We start from the raw sequence: 16,297 nt of genomic DNA, 5'->3' as shown, positions 1-16,297 counted from the left end.
GGCTGCTGTCATGCAATTGACGTTTGAACTCTGTAGCACCGCAAACGGGGAGCCGCCTGAGCGCAAGACATTTGACGGTGTCGGTGGCGTGATCGGACGTGGGTCGGGTTGTGACTGGGTGCTCCCGGATGCCAACCGTCTGATTTCCAGTCACCACGCTCTGGTCAGTTTTAGAGAGGCCCGCTATTTCCTGACGGATATCAGCAGCAACGGTATCGGTGTGTCGGGCAGTATGGAGCGCCTGTGCAAAGGACAGGCACGGCTCATCAGTGACGGCGATGTGTACCAACTGGGGTTGCTGGATATCCGTGCCCGCCTGGTGTTGCAGGCAGGGCAGGGTTTTGCTCGGCAAGACACGATTCCAGACGACGCGTTCCTGGGGCTGGATCCTGTCGACGCATTGGATCGCGAGGTACGGCTCGGCAATTCCTCGGCAGAGCTGGACGCGTTGGGCACAACGCCACAGGCACCTTTCGAAACCTTGCGTCAGGGCACGGTGGAGCACGATCACCTGGTCGTGCCGCAATGGGCTGAGCCGGCCAGAGACGTCGTGTCACCTGGCCCTGTCACACCACCACCTGCAACCTCGGAAGCATTCTGGGCGCAGTTCGCCCACGCATTGGGCATGCAGGTGGACGCGCTTGATACGCCGGGGCGCGAAGCCCTGGCGATCAAGGTGGCGGGCCTGTTCAGGCAAACCCTCGCAGGGTTGCAGCAAAGCGTGCGAACCCGCGATGAACTCAACAGTGAGGTCCACGGCTTACTGGCGGTTCCGCTGCTCAATACCCGCAACCCGTTGAAAGACTGTGCCGACAACCATGCCGCCCTGGCGTTTTTGCTCGGCGCCGATGAATCCTGTCAGTTCTCTGCCGAGCAAGCGGTCGATCAGGCGTACCGAGACTTGCAGGTTCATCAACTGGCTCTGGTCGTGGCCTGTCGGGCTGCCATACGCGGTGCATTGGCGGCCTTTGCGCCTGGGCACTTGCTGCTGCGCTTCGAACGTGACGGCAAGTCACCCAGGTTCTTCAGCGATGGCGCCCATTGGCGGGCCTACCAACGTCATTATCGGCGACTGACTGAGGACGAGCCCCTGGATGAGCAGGTGCTGCGTCATGATTTTTGCAAAGCCTACGAGGAGCAGGTACGCCTGGTCTCCACCCTTCACGCGGGGTACGCAGGATGATTGGCCGGTCTCGGATCGCGGTTTCATTCACGCTGCTACTGCTGGGGTTGCTGGCGGGATGTAGCACCCTTTCACCTTTTTCCACCCTGACCAAGCTGGACCTGACTCTGACGGCCAGCGACGAGGTCAATCCCGACCTTCACGGCCGCCCCTCGCCCGTAGTGGTGCAATTGCTGGAGCTGCGGCATCCGGTGGCCTTTGAAAACGCCGATTTCTTCAGCCTCTACGGCCGGGCCGAGCAGGCACTGCCCAAGGATTGGGTCAGCGGCGAGGAACTGGAACTGCGTCCCGGCGAACGGCTGGCGCTCAAGCTGAGTGTCGAGCCGCGCAGTCGCTATGTCGGCGTGCTGGCGGCCTATCGTGACTTGCCCCATGTGCAATGGCGATGGGTGCTGCCTTTGGCTCCCGGACAGTTGACCCGTGCCGACATCGTGCTGGACCAGACGGGTATCCGGATGGCGGCACCTCAACCTGACAGGACGGAGGACTGAGATGCAGATCCACAACGTTATCTGGCAAGAGGGCATGCTGCTGAGGCCCCAACACTTGCAGCACAGCGACCGCTATTACCATCGGCAACTCAACCACACCCGGCTGCTGAGCAGTGATGCCTGGGGTTTCCTGAGCCTGGAAGTCGATGTGCAGTACCTGAACCTGGGCAAGATTGTGGTGAACCAGGCCACCGGAGTGCTACCGGACGGCAGCCTGTTCGAGCTGAGCGGCACCCTGGAACCGCTGATGTTGCAGGTGCCTACCAATGCAGGCAGACAGGCTGTGTACCTGGCGCTGCCGTTGGCGACCGACAATCAGGTTGAGGTGCGCTCGAAGGAGCAACGCGATGTCCTGGCGCGCTATGTTGCCTGTGATACAGAAATCGGTGACTCCACTGCCGGGGTCGACTCTCGTTGCCAGATCAAATGCGCGCGCCCGGACTTGCGCCTGATGCTGGGTGAGCCGCCCGGTGACGCGTTCTACGTGAAACTCCAGGTTGCCCGGGTGGTGGATTCGACCCAGGACGGCGGCGTGAGGCTGGATGCGGATTTTGTACCAACGTTTATCTACCTTCAGGGCTCGGGGTATGTGGCGTCTTGCATCAACGAAGTCACCAGCCTGCTGGCGACCCGTGGCGATGCGATTGCAGCGCGCATCCAGGGAAACGGCGCTAGCGCCAGCGCACAGGTCGGCGACTTTTTGATGCTGCAGTTGATCAATCGTGCGGAATTGAGATTGCGTCACTACCTGAGCCAGACCCAGGTGCGGCCGGAGGTGGTATATCGGGAGTTGCTGTCGATTTTCGGTGAGCTGTGCACCTTTTCCAACGACAGCAAACGGGCGCAATTTCCGGCGCAATACCGGCATGGCGATCAGGGCGCGAGCTTTCGTGGATTGATGGAAGGCCTTCGTGCGGCGCTGTCGCTGGTGTTGGAACAGCAGGCGGTCGAGTTGACGCTGCAACCACGGCAGTACGGGGTGCTGGTATGCCCGGTGAGCGACCTCAAGTTACTCGGTACGGCCACCTTCATCCTGGCGGCCACTGCCCAGTGCGATACGGAGGAACTACGTCATCGACTGCCGGCCCATCTCAAGATCGGACCGGTGGAGCGTATCCGCGAACTGGTCAACCTGCAGCTGGCCGGGATCAAGGTCAAGGCGTTGCCGGTAGCGCCGCGGCAGATCCCGTTTCACGCCGGCAAGACCTATTTCATGCTCGAACTCAGCCCCCGTGACATTGCGCAGTTGGAGCAATCAGGTGGTTTCGCCTTCCACGCCAGCGGCGAGTTTGCCGAGCTGGAACTCAACTTCTGGGCTATCAGGAACTGACGTCATGACTATGGACAGTGAATACCCGCAAGACGAAAGAACCGTGTTGCTTGACCGTGAGGGTCTCGGACCGGCGCACGCAGCCGTTACGGACTTCCCGTCGCCGCCACGCTTCGAGCAACTGGAAGACCGCATGATCTATTGCGCCCAGATGCAAGGCATACGGCACTTCAAGAGTGGCCCCAACGTGCTGTTGACCGCGGCCTGGGAACTCTTGCTGCAAGTGGTCCAACTCAAGGCCAGCCCCGGCCGGGAAAGCCTGCCGGCACTCAATGAGGAGTTTTCCTCGGGCATCAACGCGTTCGAGGCCTATGCCTTGTATCTGGGGGCCGAGAACAGTCAGGTGATGTCGGCGCGTTACGTACTGTGCAGTGTCATTGATGAAGCCGTGGTCACTACGCCGTGGGGCGGCCGTAGCGACTGGTCGAAGACCAGCCTGCTCAGCCGTTTCCACAACGAAACTTTTGGCGGTGAAAAATTTTTCCAGTTGCTTGAGCGTTTGTCCCGTGACCCCGTCAAGCATGTGGCCCTGCTGGAATTGATGTACCTGTGCCTGTCCCTGGGGTTCGAAGGCCAATACCGTGTCATGGAACGGGGAAGGGCGCAGCTCGAAACTGTACACGACGCGGTGTATCGCCAGATCAGGCATGTGCGCGGTGATCAGCCGCCGTTAACCCTTGTATCCCGCGCCGGCGTGACCTCTCAGGCACGGATACGCATTGTCTCGGCTGCCTGGGCCGCAGCCTGCGTGCTGGCGTGTCTGCTGGTGGTGCATTCGGGGTTCGCCTGGATGCTGGGCCAGGAGCGCAGGGCGACGTTGCACGCTTTCCAATCTTCGCTGGCAGAGCCGTCTCGGACGCCCTTGTAACGCTGGGAGCAATGAATGAACGCATTCTTCAGACGCGTGGGCAAGGTGCTGCGCGAGAGTTGGGTATGGAGCCTGTTGTTGGTGCTGGCCGGTGCGCTGCTGGTGTGGTTTGTCGGGCCGTTGCTGGCGGTAGACGACTACCGTTTCTGGCAGGGTTCGACGGCCCGTTTGTTGACCATCAGCGCAATGCTGCTGTCATGGGGGTTGGCGATGGTGGTTGTGGGGGCACGTCGCTCCGCGCGTTTGGATCAGCCTGGGCAGATGGAACATCTTCAGCAGCAGGGGTTGATCAATGACGAAGTGGTGCAGGTGCGCAGGCGCTTCAAGGAAGCGCTGCAGACGTTGAAAACCTCACACCGCTACGGCGAGCGCAGTGAGCGTTCGCGCCAGGAACTGCCCTGGTTCCTGTTGATTGGCGAGCAGGGCAGCGGCAAGACCGACTTGCTGGCCGCTGCCGGGTTGCCGGCGGCGCTCGACCGGACGCACGCGATGCCGCCAGGCGCCACCTCTTACTGTGACTGGTGTTTTGCCGACGACGCGGTGGTGGTCGAGATGGCAGGTCGATACCTGAGCCAGCCCGACCACAGTGTCGATGCAGCAGGATGGTCGACAATGCTGGACATGCTCAAGTCATGGCGCAGGGCACGGCCGCTCGATGGCGTGGTGGTGACGCTGTCAGTCGATACGCTGTTGCGCAGCAACGAACACGACCTGGAGCTTCACGCGCGCCATGTGCGTAACCGCTTGCAGGACATCCAGCAGTCACTGCAGGTAGATGTGCCGGTTTATCTGGTGCTGACGCAGCTTGATCGGCTGGCCGGGTTTGCCGAGTTCTTTGATGCGCGGCAGGGCGATGCCGCAGAAGGCTGGCTGGGTGAGCGCCTGGTGTCAGGCATGACAGGCACTGATACCGCCGAGGTGCGCGAAACATTCGACGCCTTGTTGCAACGTGTGGGTGCCGAGCTGATCCCGCGCTTGCATCAGGAGCGCAACCTTGAGCGCCGAGGCCGCATGCTGGGCTTTCCTCAGCATCTCGCTCGCCTGGGCGAGTTCGTCTGCCTGTTTATCGAGAGTGCGTTTGCCGCCCATTGCTACCAGCGAATCAACGGCTTGCGCGGGTTCTACCTGACCTGTGCGAAGACAGGTGATGTGCGTGCCCATTTTGCCCAGGGCCTGTTCAATCGGGTGATTTTTGCCGAGGCCGGTCTTGCCGGGCTGCGTACCCCGGAGCGACAGCGCATACGTCGACGCCACGGGTTGATGGCGCTGGCCGCCTCATTGGTTGTGGGTACGGCCGGGGCGCTGTGGGCGCACAGTTACGCATTCAACTATCAGCGGCTGGTGCAACTGCGGGAGCTGATCAACCCCAAGCCTGTAGGCCAACCCGAAGCGGACGCCAGCCTGGCGTTGCTCGCGCTGTTGGACAGTCGCCTGGCGGCCACGGAGGTGTTTCCACCGGCGGCGCAGGTACCTTGGGTTGAGCGGGGCGGCTTGTATCAGGGCGAGTTGAGTCGGCCATCATTGAACAGCGCCTACGAACAAGCCCTGCATCAGCAATTGCTCCCCTACGTGACCCTGCGGCTCGAACAACAGGTACGTGACAGCCTGGGTGATCGCGAGCAGTTGCTGGACAGCCTTCGCGCTTACTTGATGCTCAACCTGCCCGAGCGACGTGATAAGGCCTGGTTGGCCGAGCAAGTGGCGGGGCTGCGGACTGTTGGGTACATCGAGGATGCATCGACACACAAACGCCTGAACGAACACGTTGCACGGCTCGTTGAACAGGGTTTTTCGGCCCCGCTGAATGATGAGTTGGTCGCCCAGGCCCGTCTGGTGCTGCGCGGCGAGCCAATGGTAGAGGTGGTCTACCGGACACTGCGCGAGCAAGCGCGGCACCTGGAGCCCTTGCGCCTCGCTGAAAGCCCGGCGTTTTCGAGGGTTGAGCCCCCCATCCCGGGTTTCTATACCCGTAAATACCTGCAGTTTTTCGAGAGCCAGGGGCCACAGTTGGTCAATGCCATCGCCCAGGATAATTGGGTGCTTGGGGAGGCCGCAGACCTCAGTGTCGTGGACTTGCGCAAGCTGATGCTGGCGCTGGAACAGCGTTACTTCAGCGAGTACGCCGACATCTGGAGTGATGCGCTGGGTCGAGTCAGTCTGCTGGAAAGCGACGACCTGAGGCACGATGCGCAGCAGCTCGCGAACTTGACTTCCGCCCAGTCGGCGCTGGTGTTGCTGTTGCGGCAAGTGCGTGAACACACGCGACTGCTGCCGACCCATGAGCGGTTTGGAGCGGTGAACCAGCAGGTCGCTGAGTTGGGCACGCCGGTGTCCGGCTTGCTCACCCGAGCCTTGCCGCGCCAAACACTGCCGGATACTGCCCGGCGCGCATTGCTGCGTCGTTTCGAGCCCTTGCACCAATTGCTGGATGAAGAGCAGAACCCGACGGCCGAGCTGACCCAGGCCTTGCACCTGTTGGATGAGTTGCACTTGCAAGTCTCGACACTGAACCGTGACAGTTCGCCCGAGCACGCGGCATTCAAGATGGCCCGGCAACGCATGGATGGACAGCAGCCGCTGTTGGGTAACCTGCGTGACGCTGCTGCTCGCTTGCCGCAGCCGCTCAAGGGCTGGTTGGACGGGATTGCCGAGCAAACCTGGCGCCATCTGCTTGATGACGCCTATGGGTATGTGAACCAGCGTTATCAGAGTGAGGTGTATGGCTTTTATGTGAAGGCGATCCGGCACCGCTACCCCTTCAATGCCGACGCCGGCAGCGATGTTGCCCTGGGTGATTTCCAGTCGTTCTTCAAACCACGGGGGGTGATGGAGCACTTCTATGACAGCTACCTGCGGCCGTTCGTCAGTGTCGAGGGGAGCCGCTATCGTTTGCGTGGCCTTGAGGGCCGCAGCTTGCCTGTTTCACGTTCGTTGCTCGACCAGCTGACACGCGCGCAGGTCATTCGCCAGGGGTTCTTCAGCGCAGACCAGGGGAATTGGGCCGTTCTGTTCACGCTGGCGCCCTACAGCCTGGACCAGGCCGTCAACCGCGCGACGCTGCGGGTGGGCGATCAGCAATTGGAATACCGTCACGGTCCCATCGTGCCGATGGCGTTCCATTGGCCGAGTGATGCGGACAATGGGCGCAGCAGCCTGGTACTGGAGCGCGGTACCGAGCGACCGCTGGGCATTGAAAAAGACCGGGGAGCCTGGTCGTTGTTCCGGCTTTTCGAACTGATGCAAAACGAGCCGGCCAGCGGCAGGGATGCACAGATACTCAAGGCCGACCTGGCCGGCCTGCGTGCCAACTACCTGCTCACCAGCCAACGCAGCCCCAGCCCGTTCCAGATGGCCACATGGCGCGGCTTCCGCCTGCCGGAGCAGTTGTGAACCGCGCGCCCCCTTGGCGAAGTGCTGGCCGCACGGCGCAAGGCAAGCGTCGTGCGCGTAACGAGGATGGGTTCCTCGATTGCCCGCAACGCGGTTGCTGGGCGGTCGCCGATGGAATGGGAGGGCACCATGCTGGGAATGTGGCCAGTCAACGGGTGGTCAGCAGCCTCGCGGCGCTGCCAGGCCAAGGCAGCTTCGACCAGCGGGTCGAGGCCGTCCAACGCTGCCTGCGGGGGCTCGACAGCCAGTTGCAGGCGGCCGATGGCCTGGCACGCGTCATGGGCAGTACGGTGGTTGTCCTGTTGCTTGAGCGCGACCGCGCGGCGTGCGTCTGGGCAGGGGACAGCCGATGTTATCTCTGGCGAGGGCAGCGTTTGTATCAGCTGTCCAGGGACCACTCCCTGCAACAGCAACTGATGGACAAACAGCATGTGAGCCTGGAACTGGCCCGCGCTCATCCAGACGCCCGCGCCTTGACTCGTGCCATTGGCGCCGGAAAACCGCTGAGTCTGGAGATACTGGAACTGCGTCCCCATCCAGGCGATGTGTTCTTGCTGTGCAGTGATGGCTTGTACCAGGGGCTCAGCCACCGGCAACTGGGGCGTGCGATGAATGCCGGCACGCCCGGGCAGGTAGTGGAGCGGTTGTTCAGCGACGTGTTGCGTGGACCTGCGCTGGATGACCTCACTGCGGTGGTGGTGCAGCCATGAACGCCGCAGCCGGTCCGCCGAACCTGCTTGCGGGACGCTACCAGCTGGAGCGAATTCTCGGTTCAGGGGGCATGGGGGTGGTCTATCGTGCCCGGGATCTGCTGCATGAGGCGTTTGGCGAACCGGACGCGCGCGTGGCGCTGAAGTTGTTGGGTGAGACGCTCTGTGCGTCCACCGACGCCCACGTGTTGCTGTACAGCGAGTTCGCCCTGACCCGGAGCCTGCGACATGAACATGTGGTCCGGGCCTTTTCTTTCGAGGTCGACACGGCGCACCAGCTGGCATTCTTCACCATGGAAGTAATGCCCGGCCTGACCCTGGACCGCCTGCTCCCGGAATGCCCGCAAGGGATGGCGTGGCAGGCGCTGCAACCCATCGCCCTGCAACTGCTGGATGCGCTGGCCTACACCCATCGACAAGGAGTGCTGCATGGCGATGTGAAACCGGCGAACATCATGGTGGGGGAGCAGGGGATACGGCTGTTCGATTTTGGCCTGGGGCATGCTGAAGCGCAGGCAAGGGCCGGATTGCCCGGCTTGAGCCGCAGTCGCCTGAATGCCTGGACTCCTGCGTATGCGGCGCCGGAGCTGATGGCCGGAGGGCTTCCCTCACCCCGTGCCGATCTGTACGGGGTTGCCAGTGTGCTCTATGAGTTGGCCGAAGGACGGCGCCCCGGCGAACGTCAGCAGCATCAGCCGCTGCCGAGGCCGAGGCAGTTGCCCAGGCATTGCTGGCCTGCAGTGTCTTCGGCTCTGGCGATGGATCCTGAACAACGCACGGTGTCGGTCGCCGAGTTGCGCGAAGTGCTGGGCTGCGGGCGCCGTGTCTGGTTCCTGGGGTAGTGCGTTAGCCGGGCAGGTCGTGCAGTTGGCAGTACTCGACCCAGCTCAGGCCCGCCATCTGTGCCACCTCCTTGTGTACCTCACGGCGCTGGGCTTCAAAGGCCTCACAGGAATCGGCGGTCAGTTTGAGGGTCAGCTCCCAGGCAAACAGGCCCTGGCGTTCAGCTTGTGCTTCAAAGGCTTCATGCAAGCGTTCGGCGCGGTACTGGGCCAGGGTTTCGCCCCTGGCCTGGGCAGCCAGCGGATTCAGGGTATCCAGTTCGGCGGCGACATCGGGGTGTTCATCGAGGAATCTGTCCAGCGCGCGCTGGTGGTTATCACCGGGGTGTGACAAAGGCTTACTCCAAACACAGGTCAGGGGGAGGGCGGATAGGCGTCATTGAAGCAGATTGAGCGATTGGCCTGGATCATAAAACTCAACTGTTTGGAAAAAACAGGGCCTGGCCTGTTATCCGATTCGGAAATTCCCCCAGATGAATGGCAAAAGGCTTTCGCTCATTGGGCCAGGACGTGTAGCGTTAGCCGGTGCTTCCAGCCCTGCCTTGCAGGGACAGTGGGCGATGGGCAGAGGGATGGGTCATGGCGCAAACGCTGTTCAAGCTTTTCTTCACCCAACGCCTGGCTGCGTTGGCCAGCACTGAATCGCTGCGGGCGATCCGCGAAGGGCTGTTGTGGATCCTGCCTTGCCTGCTGGTCTCGGCGGGCTTTCTGATTCTGTCGGAATGTGCTCGCGTCCTTGGCTTCCACCCGCAGGTGGTGGCGTTCCTCGCCGGCCTGCACAACCAGATCAGTTCCGTGATCCCGCTGCTGGTGGCCGCGTCCATCGGTTACATGCTGGCGATCCAGCATCGCCTGCCCCAATTGCCCGTGGCATTCCTGTGCCTGGCCCATGTGGTGGTGGCGACATTCATCCTGCGGGACTACCCCAGGGCCTCGGCCACCTTTGTGCTGTTTATCGCCATTGCCTCGCCGCTGTTGAACGTTCCCGCAATTGCCTGGCTGCACCGCTACCGCTGGACCCGTCTGGTCAACGAAGACCTGGTGGGGCACAACCTGCGGGGCACGATCAATATGGTGCTGCCAGGCGCTATCACCGCCCTGGCATTGGTGGTGGTGCTGTCCTTGTTGCTGCAGATTCCGTATGTGGCGCAGTTGCAAGGCCCCCAGGTGCTGGACGCGCTGGAGTCACCCTACGGCAGCGGCCTGTTCGTGACCCTGATGAATTCGCTGCTGTGGTTTTTCGGCATCCACGGCGTGTACGCCATGCAACCGCTGTTCGATGTACTGGATCAGGTCGTGGTGCTGAACAGCACGGCCCTGGCGGCGGGCGAGCCGGTCAAATATGTGTTGAACAGTGGCCTGTTGGGCAGCTTTGCGTTTATCGGTGGCTCGGGCGGTGCATTGTGCCTGTTGCTGGCCATCCTGCTGTTCTCCAGGAGCCAGTCCATGCGCTTGTTGGCGGTGGCGAGCCTGCCGCTGTCACTGTTCAACGTCAGCGAGGTGCTGCTGTTCGGCTTGCCGATCATCCTCAACCCGCGTTTGTTCATACCGTTTCTGATCGTCCCGGCGTTGAATGCCATGCTGGCGTTGACGGTGGTGCAGATGGGCTGGGTGTCGCCGGCGGTGGTCAGCGTGCCGTTCACCGCGCCGGTGCTGCTCAATGCCTATCTGAGTACCCACGGCGACCTGGCGGCGGTGGCGCTGCAAGTGGCGCTGCTGGGCCTGGGCACCCTGGTGTACGCGCCGTATGTGCGGGCGATCCATCGCCAGGCCAGTGAAGGGGGCACGGTGTACCTCAAGTCCCTGGACATGACCTTCCGTGGCCTTGAAGAAAAGGGCCGTCTGCGCGAGCTGGACCCGGTACTCGCCTCCCACAAGACCCTGGCGCGCCAGGCCGTGGAACTGAGCCGCATCCAGCAGATCAGCGACTATGAGTTCTACCTTGAATTCCAGCCGCAGGTCTCGACCCGCACAGGCCTGTGCACCGGGTGTGAAGCGCTGATGCGGGCCCGCGACGCCCAGGGCACGGTGCATTCGCCGTGGGAATTCCTGCAATGGCTGGCCCAGGCGCGGTTGATGCCGGATGTGGATGTGTGGGTAGCATCCCAGGCGGTTCGCCAGTACCAGAAGTGGCAGAAACTCGGTTTTTCCCTGCCGATGACCATCAATATTTCCAGCGCGACCCTGACCGACGCCGCCTTCGGCGAACGCCTGGTGGAGATCCTGGCCCAGGCCCATGGGCACGTATCGGTCGAGATCACTGAGGATGCCCTGGTCAGTGATATCCAGGTCACGCGCCAGACTATCCAGAAGCTGCAGGCCATCGGTGCCAAGGTGTATATCGACGACTTCGGCACCGGCTTTTCGGCCCTGAGTTACCTGCACCAGTTCCCGGTGGACTTCATCAAGATCGACCGCAGCTTCGTGGTGGCCCAGCACGACCCCAAGGGCGCCCAGGTGATGACCGGCATGCTGCGCTTCTGTGAGGCGCTGAACCTGGGCGTGGTGGTGGAAGGAGTGGAGACTGCCGAGCAGTTGGCCTTCCTGAATACCGGCGCCGAATTGATTATCCAGGGCTGGTATTTCAGCAAGGCACTGCCGGGCGATCAGTTGGAAGGGTTCGTACGCGAACGCGCCGCCTTGGCGCAGGCTTAATACCCGCGCTGGGTCTGCTCGATCTCCTCGACCAGGCCATCGATCCCGGCCAGGCGCGCGCGATTGTCGTGGTCCCAGGGGTGAAAGCCGGGTTTGAAGTAGTGCAGCCACGGCACCAGCATTCGTGGGAAAACACCCTTCGGCCCATACAGAAACTTCAACATGCGCCAGAAACCCTTGAGGTGCCCACCCGACTTGCGGTCGGCAATCAGCAGGCGCAGGTGAAAGTCGAACACCACCAGCCAGAAGAACACCGTGGTGGTCAGCATGGTGCCGGTGCGCAGCAGATAGCGCTTGGGGCCGGGCTTGATCACGCGGTTCCATACATCGAACGCCACGGCCTTGTGTTCGGTTTCTTCCAGGGCATGCCAATACCACATCTGCTGATAGCCCTTGAGCGAATTGCCGAAGCGCGACGGGTCGCTCAACAGGATTTCGGCCAGCATCGCCGTGTAGTGTTCAAGGGCAATGGTCACCGCCAGGTTGAAGGACGCAGGCAGGTGTTTTTTCTGCCAGTCGAGGATGAACTTCAAGCGCCGGTCCAGCGTATGTGCCGGCAACCCGGCGGCTTGCAGCAAGTCGTTGTAGGCCACGTGTTCGCGGCTGTGCATGGCCTCCTGGCCGATGAACCCCTGGATCTCTTTTTTAAGCGCAGGGTCGTCGATGTCCTGGCGATAGTGGCGCACGCTGTCCATGAAAAACAGCTCGCCCTGGGGAAACAGCAGCGACAGGGCATTGAAGAAATGGGTGATGAACGGGCCCTGTTCATGCCAGTCCTTGATGCGCTCGGCGGGCAGGGCGAAATGGATGTCACGGCGGATCGGCAACATAGTGCGTGCTCCTGTTCAGAGGTGGGGCTCGTCGTTGGTTTCAAATACCGGCGTGCGCGGTTTGGGCGCCATGCGCTTGCTGGCGAACACCACCAGGGCTTGATAGGCCGAGGGCAGGCAACGGGCGAGCAGGTCGAGGAAATACGCGTCGCGGCCGATCAGCACGCGGCGCTTGTTTTTGCGCACGCCGTGCAGGATCACCTTGGCGGCCTGGTCGGCGTCGGTGATGAACAGCTTTTCGAAATCGGCGCGGGCCTGCTGTTCGCTGTGGATCAGGAAGCCCGTCATGTTCGCGTCGATACGGCTGCTGCGGCAGATATCGGTGCGGATGCCACCGGGGTGCACGCAGGTGGCCGACACGCCGCAGCGTTGCAGGTCCAGTTCCTGGCGCAGGGATTCGGTGAAACCGCGCACCGCAAACTTGGTGGCGTTATAGCCGCTCATGCCGGGCTGGGCGAACAGACCGAATACGCTGGACGTATTGATCACATGGCCTTCGCCCGAGGCTTTCAGGTATGGCAGAAATGCTTTGGTGCCATGCACCACGCCCCAGAAGTTGATATCGACGATCCATTCCAGGTCGGCATAATCCACGCCTTCCACCGTGCTCGACAGAGCCACCCCGGCATTGTTGAACACCAGGTTGACCTGGCCGTGATCGGCCACGCAGCGTGCGGCCCACTCCTCCATGGCCTGGCGATCGGACACATCCAGTACCTGGGTGGTGACCGACACGGGGGCCAGGGTCGAGGTCTTGATCAGCGCCAGGGTCTGCTCCAGCCCCTGGCTGTTTTTATCTGCCAGCGCCAGGTGGCAACCTTCACGCGCCAGGGCCAATGCCAGGGCGCGGCCCATGCCGGATGCGGCGCCGGTAATTGCCGCTACGCGGCCATTGAATGACTTCATGACAGGCTGCCTTCCGGGGTGGAGTGGGGGGCCGGCACGGGGCGGCTGGGCAGGTTGACCGGAAACTGGTCGACCACGTAATCCTTGAGCGCAAACTGGCGGGTCACCTGCTTGAAGCGCCAGGTCGAGCCGGGCCACAAGGTGGTGTTCCTGCCGGTGCGCGGGTCGAGGTACCAGCTCTGGCAACCACCGGTGTTCCAGATGGTGCGCTTGAGCTTGGCTTGCAACTGTTGGTTGTAGGCGCTTTCCACGGCCGCCTTGACGTCCACCGTGGCGATGCGGTGCCGCTGCATGTGCTGGAGGGCATCCATGATGTAAGTCACCTGGGCTTCGATCATCAGGATCATCGAGTTATGCCCCAAGCCAGTGTTGGGCCCGACGATCAGGAACAGGTTGGGATAACCAGGCACCGTGGTGCCCTTGTAGGCATGGGCGCCGTCTTGCCAGGTGTCCATCAGGTCCACACCGCCGCGCCCGATGATGCAGTCGCGGGGCAGGGGATCGCTGGCCTGGAAACCGGTGCCGAAGATCAGGCAATCGGCGGGGTGCTTGATGCCGTCGGCGGTGATCACGCCGTCGGCTTCGATGCGCAGCACGCGATCGGTGACCACCTCGACATTGCTGCGCGACAAGGCGGGGTAGTAGTCGTTGGAAATCAACACGCGTTTGCAGCCGATGGTGTAGTCCGGGGTCAGGGTCTTGCGCAGGGATGGGCGGGCTACTTGTTTGTGCAGGTGACGCAGGGCGATTTTCTGCACCATTTTCATCAGCCTTGGGTGCAGGGCAAAGCCCACCACGCGGCCTTCCAGCGCCCAGTAGAAAGCCCCGCGCACCAAGCGCTGAGTGAAGGGCAGGTGCTTGAACAGCCAGCGCTCGACAGGCGTAATCGCCCGGTCGGGCTTGGGCATGATCCACGGTGGCGTGCGCTGGAACAGGTCCAGGTGGGCCACTTGCGGCGCGATCTGCGGTACGAACTGAATGGCACTGGCGCCGGTGCCGATCACCGCGACGCGTTTGCCTTTCAAGGAGTATTCATGGTCCCACTGCTGGGAGTGGAAGCGCTTGCCCTTGAAATGATCGAGCCCCGGAATATCCGGTAACGCCGGACGCGACAGGCCGCCCATGCCCGACACCAGCACCCGCGCACTGACCTGGCGGCCACCGCTGAAACTCAATTGCCAGCGTTGCAGGTGCTCGTCGAACACCGCCCGCTCCAGGCCCATGCCGAAGCGCAGATAGGGCGCCAATCCAAAGCGCGTGGCGCATTGCTCCAGGTACGCACGGATCTCCGCCTGCGGCGCGAACTGCCGCGTCCAGGCCGGGTTGGGCGCAAAGGAAAACGAATACACATGGGACTGCACATCACAGGCGCAGCCCGGGTAATGATTGTCCCGCCAGGTGCCGCCGAGGGTGTCGGCCTGTTCGGCGATAAAGAAGTCGGTGAACCCGGCCTCCTTGAGCTTGATCGCCATGCACAGGCCGGCAAAGCCGGAACCGATGATGGCGATGTCGATTGAATCACTCTGGGCATTCATAAGCAGTCCCTCGTGGGCATCGGATGTGCTCCTTTCTTGTTTTGTCTTTTAGATAGAACACCATTGCAAAGAAAAATTGAATTACTTATTTTAAAAAAGATTTTAAATAATCTACCTGAAAATATCGCCTACGCTAGTCCCAGGTTCCTCATGTGCCATTTGTCCGACGGACAGGCACGCCGTTCGGGTCCAGGGTGTGGACGATGGCCGAGGCCTTGATCAATTCCGGTCAGGTCGCCGGCAGCAGGGATGCAGAGGACCGAGCTATGGCTGTTGAATGGGTTATCGCTGCGGCTGTGTTGGTAGGCGCGAGCGCCGTGTTGTGGGGATTCAGTACGTGGATGACGCGGCGTATCGAAGCCGCCGTTCCGATCAACGGACGCTTTCTGGAGGTAAACGGCGAGCGCTTTCATTATTACGAGGAAGGCAAGGGACCGCCGCTGGTGATGATTCACGGCCTGATGGGCAGCAGTCGCAACCTGACCTATGCCTTGTCCGGTCAGTTGCGCGAGCACTTTCGCGTGATCAGCCTCGACCGACCGGGGTCGGGCTATTCCACGCGCCATAAACGCACTGCTGCAGACTTGCCGGCCCAGGCGCGTCAGGTGGCGGCTTTTATCAATACGTTGGGCCTGGATAAACCGCTGGTGCTGGGGCATTCCCTCGGTGGGGCGATTTCACTGGCGCTGGCCCTCGACCATCCCCATGCGGTGTCGGGACTGATACTGGTGGCGCCCCTGACGCACCCTCAACCGACCTTGCCACTGGTGTTCTGGTCACTGGCCGTGCGGCCTGCCTGGCTCAGGCGCTGGGTGTCGCGCACCCTGACGGTTCCCATGGGCCTGTTGACAAGACGCTCGGTGGTCAAGGGCGTGTTCGCACCGGACAGTGCCCCGGAGGACTTCGCTACCCGTGGCGGCGGCCTGTTGGGCATGCGTCCTGACAACTTCTATGCGGCCTCCAGCGAGATCGCCCTGGTCAACGACCACCTGCCGGACATGGTCAAGCGCTACCCGCAGCTGACGCTGCCCATCAGCCTGATCTACGGCGCACGGGACAAGGTGCTGGACTTTCGCAAACACGGCCAGGCCCTGGCCGACAAGGTGCCCGGCCTGAAGCTGCAAGTGGTGGAGGGGCGCGGGCATATGCTGCCGATCACCGCCACCGAACGGGTGGCGGAAGCGGTGCAGCAGTTGGCCAAGCGTGCGCGGCCAGCACAAACCGCCGCGATCCTGCACCCGCCGTTTGCCTTGGCGAACAAATAATCGTGGCCCTCGTTGCGGGTTGGACCGTCCGAAATGCTTGCCCTAGAGACCTGACCAAACAGCTGAAAAAGAGACTGCCCGGTCACGTAAAAAAGGCTTCGAAAAAGTAGTTGACGACCTAACGATTCCGCGCTATTTCTTTAAAAAAATATTTCAATGTTTATTTTGAAATGATTTTTGAAATGCCTAAGAGCGAATAAAAATGAAAAAAACGTCTTTTATCGCATGGTTGATTTCCTGGAGCACTCAGCGCTCCCTGAACCTGTTTCCTGCCCCCATGACACGGAGGCTG

Annotated in this window: 13 protein-coding genes; 9 read left to right on the top strand and 4 right to left on the bottom strand. The window is 61.8% G+C overall.

Features of this window, described 5'->3' with window-relative positions; all coding sequences use genetic code 11:
* The first annotated feature begins 10 nt into the window (after positions 1–10).
* From tagH to LUU92_RS15770, 7 genes are read left to right on the top strand one after another with little or no spacing between them, the layout of a single operon-like run.
* Positions 11–1,183 carry a type VI secretion system-associated FHA domain protein TagH gene (gene tagH, locus LUU92_RS15800; protein WP_257102268.1) on the top strand — a complete coding sequence of 391 codons (1,173 nt, stop codon included), beginning with the start codon at positions 11–13 and terminating at the stop codon, positions 1,181–1,183.
* Positions 1,180–1,674 carry a type VI secretion system lipoprotein TssJ gene (tssJ, locus tag LUU92_RS15795; protein ID WP_071487982.1) on the top strand — a complete coding sequence of 165 codons (495 nt, stop codon included), beginning with the start codon at positions 1,180–1,182 and terminating at the stop codon, positions 1,672–1,674. The genes tagH and tssJ overlap by 4 nt, the downstream gene beginning before the upstream one ends.
* A gap of 1 nt (position 1,675) precedes the next feature.
* A complete protein-coding gene (gene tssK, locus LUU92_RS15790) occupies positions 1,676–3,004 on the top strand; it encodes a type VI secretion system baseplate subunit TssK (RefSeq protein ID WP_257102267.1) in 1,329 nt (442 codons plus the stop codon).
* Between the two features lie 4 nt (positions 3,005–3,008).
* Complete coding sequence (icmH, locus tag LUU92_RS15785; protein WP_257102266.1) at positions 3,009–3,872, top strand: type IVB secretion system protein IcmH/DotU; 864 nt, start codon at positions 3,009–3,011, stop codon at positions 3,870–3,872.
* Between the two features lie 15 nt (positions 3,873–3,887).
* Positions 3,888–7,262 (top strand): type VI secretion system membrane subunit TssM, encoded by a 3,375-nt coding sequence (tssM, locus tag LUU92_RS15780; protein ID WP_257102265.1) that lies wholly within the window; start codon positions 3,888–3,890, stop codon positions 7,260–7,262.
* A complete protein-coding gene (locus tag LUU92_RS15775) occupies positions 7,259–7,972 on the top strand; it encodes a PP2C family protein-serine/threonine phosphatase (RefSeq protein WP_257102264.1) in 714 nt (237 codons plus the stop codon). Before tssM ends, LUU92_RS15775 begins: the two co-directional genes overlap by 4 nt.
* Positions 7,969–8,814 (top strand): serine/threonine-protein kinase, encoded by an 846-nt coding sequence (locus LUU92_RS15770; protein WP_071487978.1) that lies wholly within the window; start codon positions 7,969–7,971, stop codon positions 8,812–8,814. Before LUU92_RS15775 ends, LUU92_RS15770 begins: the two co-directional genes overlap by 4 nt.
* A gap of 4 nt (positions 8,815–8,818) precedes the next feature.
* Here the strand turns inward: LUU92_RS15770 and LUU92_RS15765 are convergent, their stop codons facing one another.
* Entirely contained in the window at positions 8,819–9,148 is a 330-nt protein-coding gene (locus tag LUU92_RS15765) for a DUF6388 family protein (RefSeq protein ID WP_257102263.1), read from the bottom strand.
* Positions 9,149–9,393: 245 nt separating this feature from the next.
* On the opposite strand from LUU92_RS15765, the gene LUU92_RS15760 reads away from it, so the two are divergent.
* The gene (locus LUU92_RS15760) at positions 9,394–11,469 is read left to right on the top strand and encodes an EAL domain-containing protein (RefSeq protein WP_257102262.1); all 2,076 of its coding nucleotides are present in this window, start codon (positions 9,394–9,396) and stop codon (positions 11,467–11,469) included.
* Here LUU92_RS15760 and LUU92_RS15755 read toward each other — a convergent pair.
* The 3 genes from LUU92_RS15755 to LUU92_RS15745 are packed head-to-tail and all read right to left on the bottom strand — an operon-like array spanning position 11,466 to position 14,740.
* On the bottom strand, positions 11,466–12,299 hold the full coding sequence (locus LUU92_RS15755; protein ID WP_092244265.1) for a metal-dependent hydrolase: 834 nt from the start codon (positions 12,297–12,299) through the stop codon (positions 11,466–11,468). The two genes, LUU92_RS15760 and LUU92_RS15755, sit on opposite strands and share 4 nt — an antisense overlap.
* 15 nt (positions 12,300–12,314) lie before the next feature.
* Complete coding sequence (locus LUU92_RS15750; RefSeq protein WP_257102261.1) at positions 12,315–13,205, bottom strand: SDR family NAD(P)-dependent oxidoreductase; 891 nt, start codon at positions 13,203–13,205, stop codon at positions 12,315–12,317.
* Entirely contained in the window at positions 13,202–14,740 is a 1,539-nt protein-coding gene (locus LUU92_RS15745; RefSeq protein ID WP_257102260.1) for a flavin-containing monooxygenase, read from the bottom strand. The genes LUU92_RS15750 and LUU92_RS15745 overlap by 4 nt, the downstream gene beginning before the upstream one ends.
* 266 nt (positions 14,741–15,006) lie before the next feature.
* On the opposite strand from LUU92_RS15745, the gene LUU92_RS15740 reads away from it, so the two are divergent.
* Positions 15,007–16,005, top strand: coding sequence for an alpha/beta fold hydrolase (locus tag LUU92_RS15740; protein ID WP_173668589.1), 999 nt, complete (start codon positions 15,007–15,009; stop codon positions 16,003–16,005).
* The last annotated feature ends 292 nt before the right edge of the window (positions 16,006–16,297 follow it).

Origin of the sequence: Pseudomonas extremorientalis, from assembly GCF_024584605.1 — a bacterium.
Lineage (GTDB): Bacteria > Pseudomonadota > Gammaproteobacteria > Pseudomonadales > Pseudomonadaceae > Aquipseudomonas > Aquipseudomonas extremorientalis.
The sequence above is the reverse complement of the archived record's forward strand: the minus strand, read 5'-3'. Positions and strand labels throughout refer to the sequence as shown.

Excerpts from the sequence above, each read along its gene's own strand:
- tagH (WP_257102268.1), top strand. The coding sequence starts at position 11 with ATGCAATTGACGTTTGAACTCTGTAGCACCGCAAACGGGGAGCCGCCT.
- tssJ (WP_071487982.1), top strand. The coding sequence starts at position 1,180 with ATGATTGGCCGGTCTCGGATCGCGGTTTCATTCACGCTGCTACTGCTG.
- tssK (WP_257102267.1), top strand. The coding sequence starts at position 1,676 with ATGCAGATCCACAACGTTATCTGGCAAGAGGGCATGCTGCTGAGGCCC.
- icmH (WP_257102266.1), top strand. The coding sequence starts at position 3,009 with ATGACTATGGACAGTGAATACCCGCAAGACGAAAGAACCGTGTTGCTT.
- tssM (WP_257102265.1), top strand. The coding sequence starts at position 3,888 with ATGAACGCATTCTTCAGACGCGTGGGCAAGGTGCTGCGCGAGAGTTGG.
- LUU92_RS15770 (WP_071487978.1), top strand. The coding sequence starts at position 7,969 with ATGAACGCCGCAGCCGGTCCGCCGAACCTGCTTGCGGGACGCTACCAG.
- LUU92_RS15760 (WP_257102262.1), top strand. The coding sequence starts at position 9,394 with ATGGCGCAAACGCTGTTCAAGCTTTTCTTCACCCAACGCCTGGCTGCG.
- LUU92_RS15755 (WP_092244265.1), bottom strand. The coding sequence starts at position 12,299 with ATGTTGCCGATCCGCCGTGACATCCATTTCGCCCTGCCCGCCGAGCGC.
- LUU92_RS15750 (WP_257102261.1), bottom strand. The coding sequence starts at position 13,205 with ATGAAGTCATTCAATGGCCGCGTAGCGGCAATTACCGGCGCCGCATCC.
- LUU92_RS15745 (WP_257102260.1), bottom strand. The coding sequence starts at position 14,740 with ATGAATGCCCAGAGTGATTCAATCGACATCGCCATCATCGGTTCCGGC.
- LUU92_RS15740 (WP_173668589.1), top strand. The coding sequence starts at position 15,007 with ATGGCTGTTGAATGGGTTATCGCTGCGGCTGTGTTGGTAGGCGCGAGC.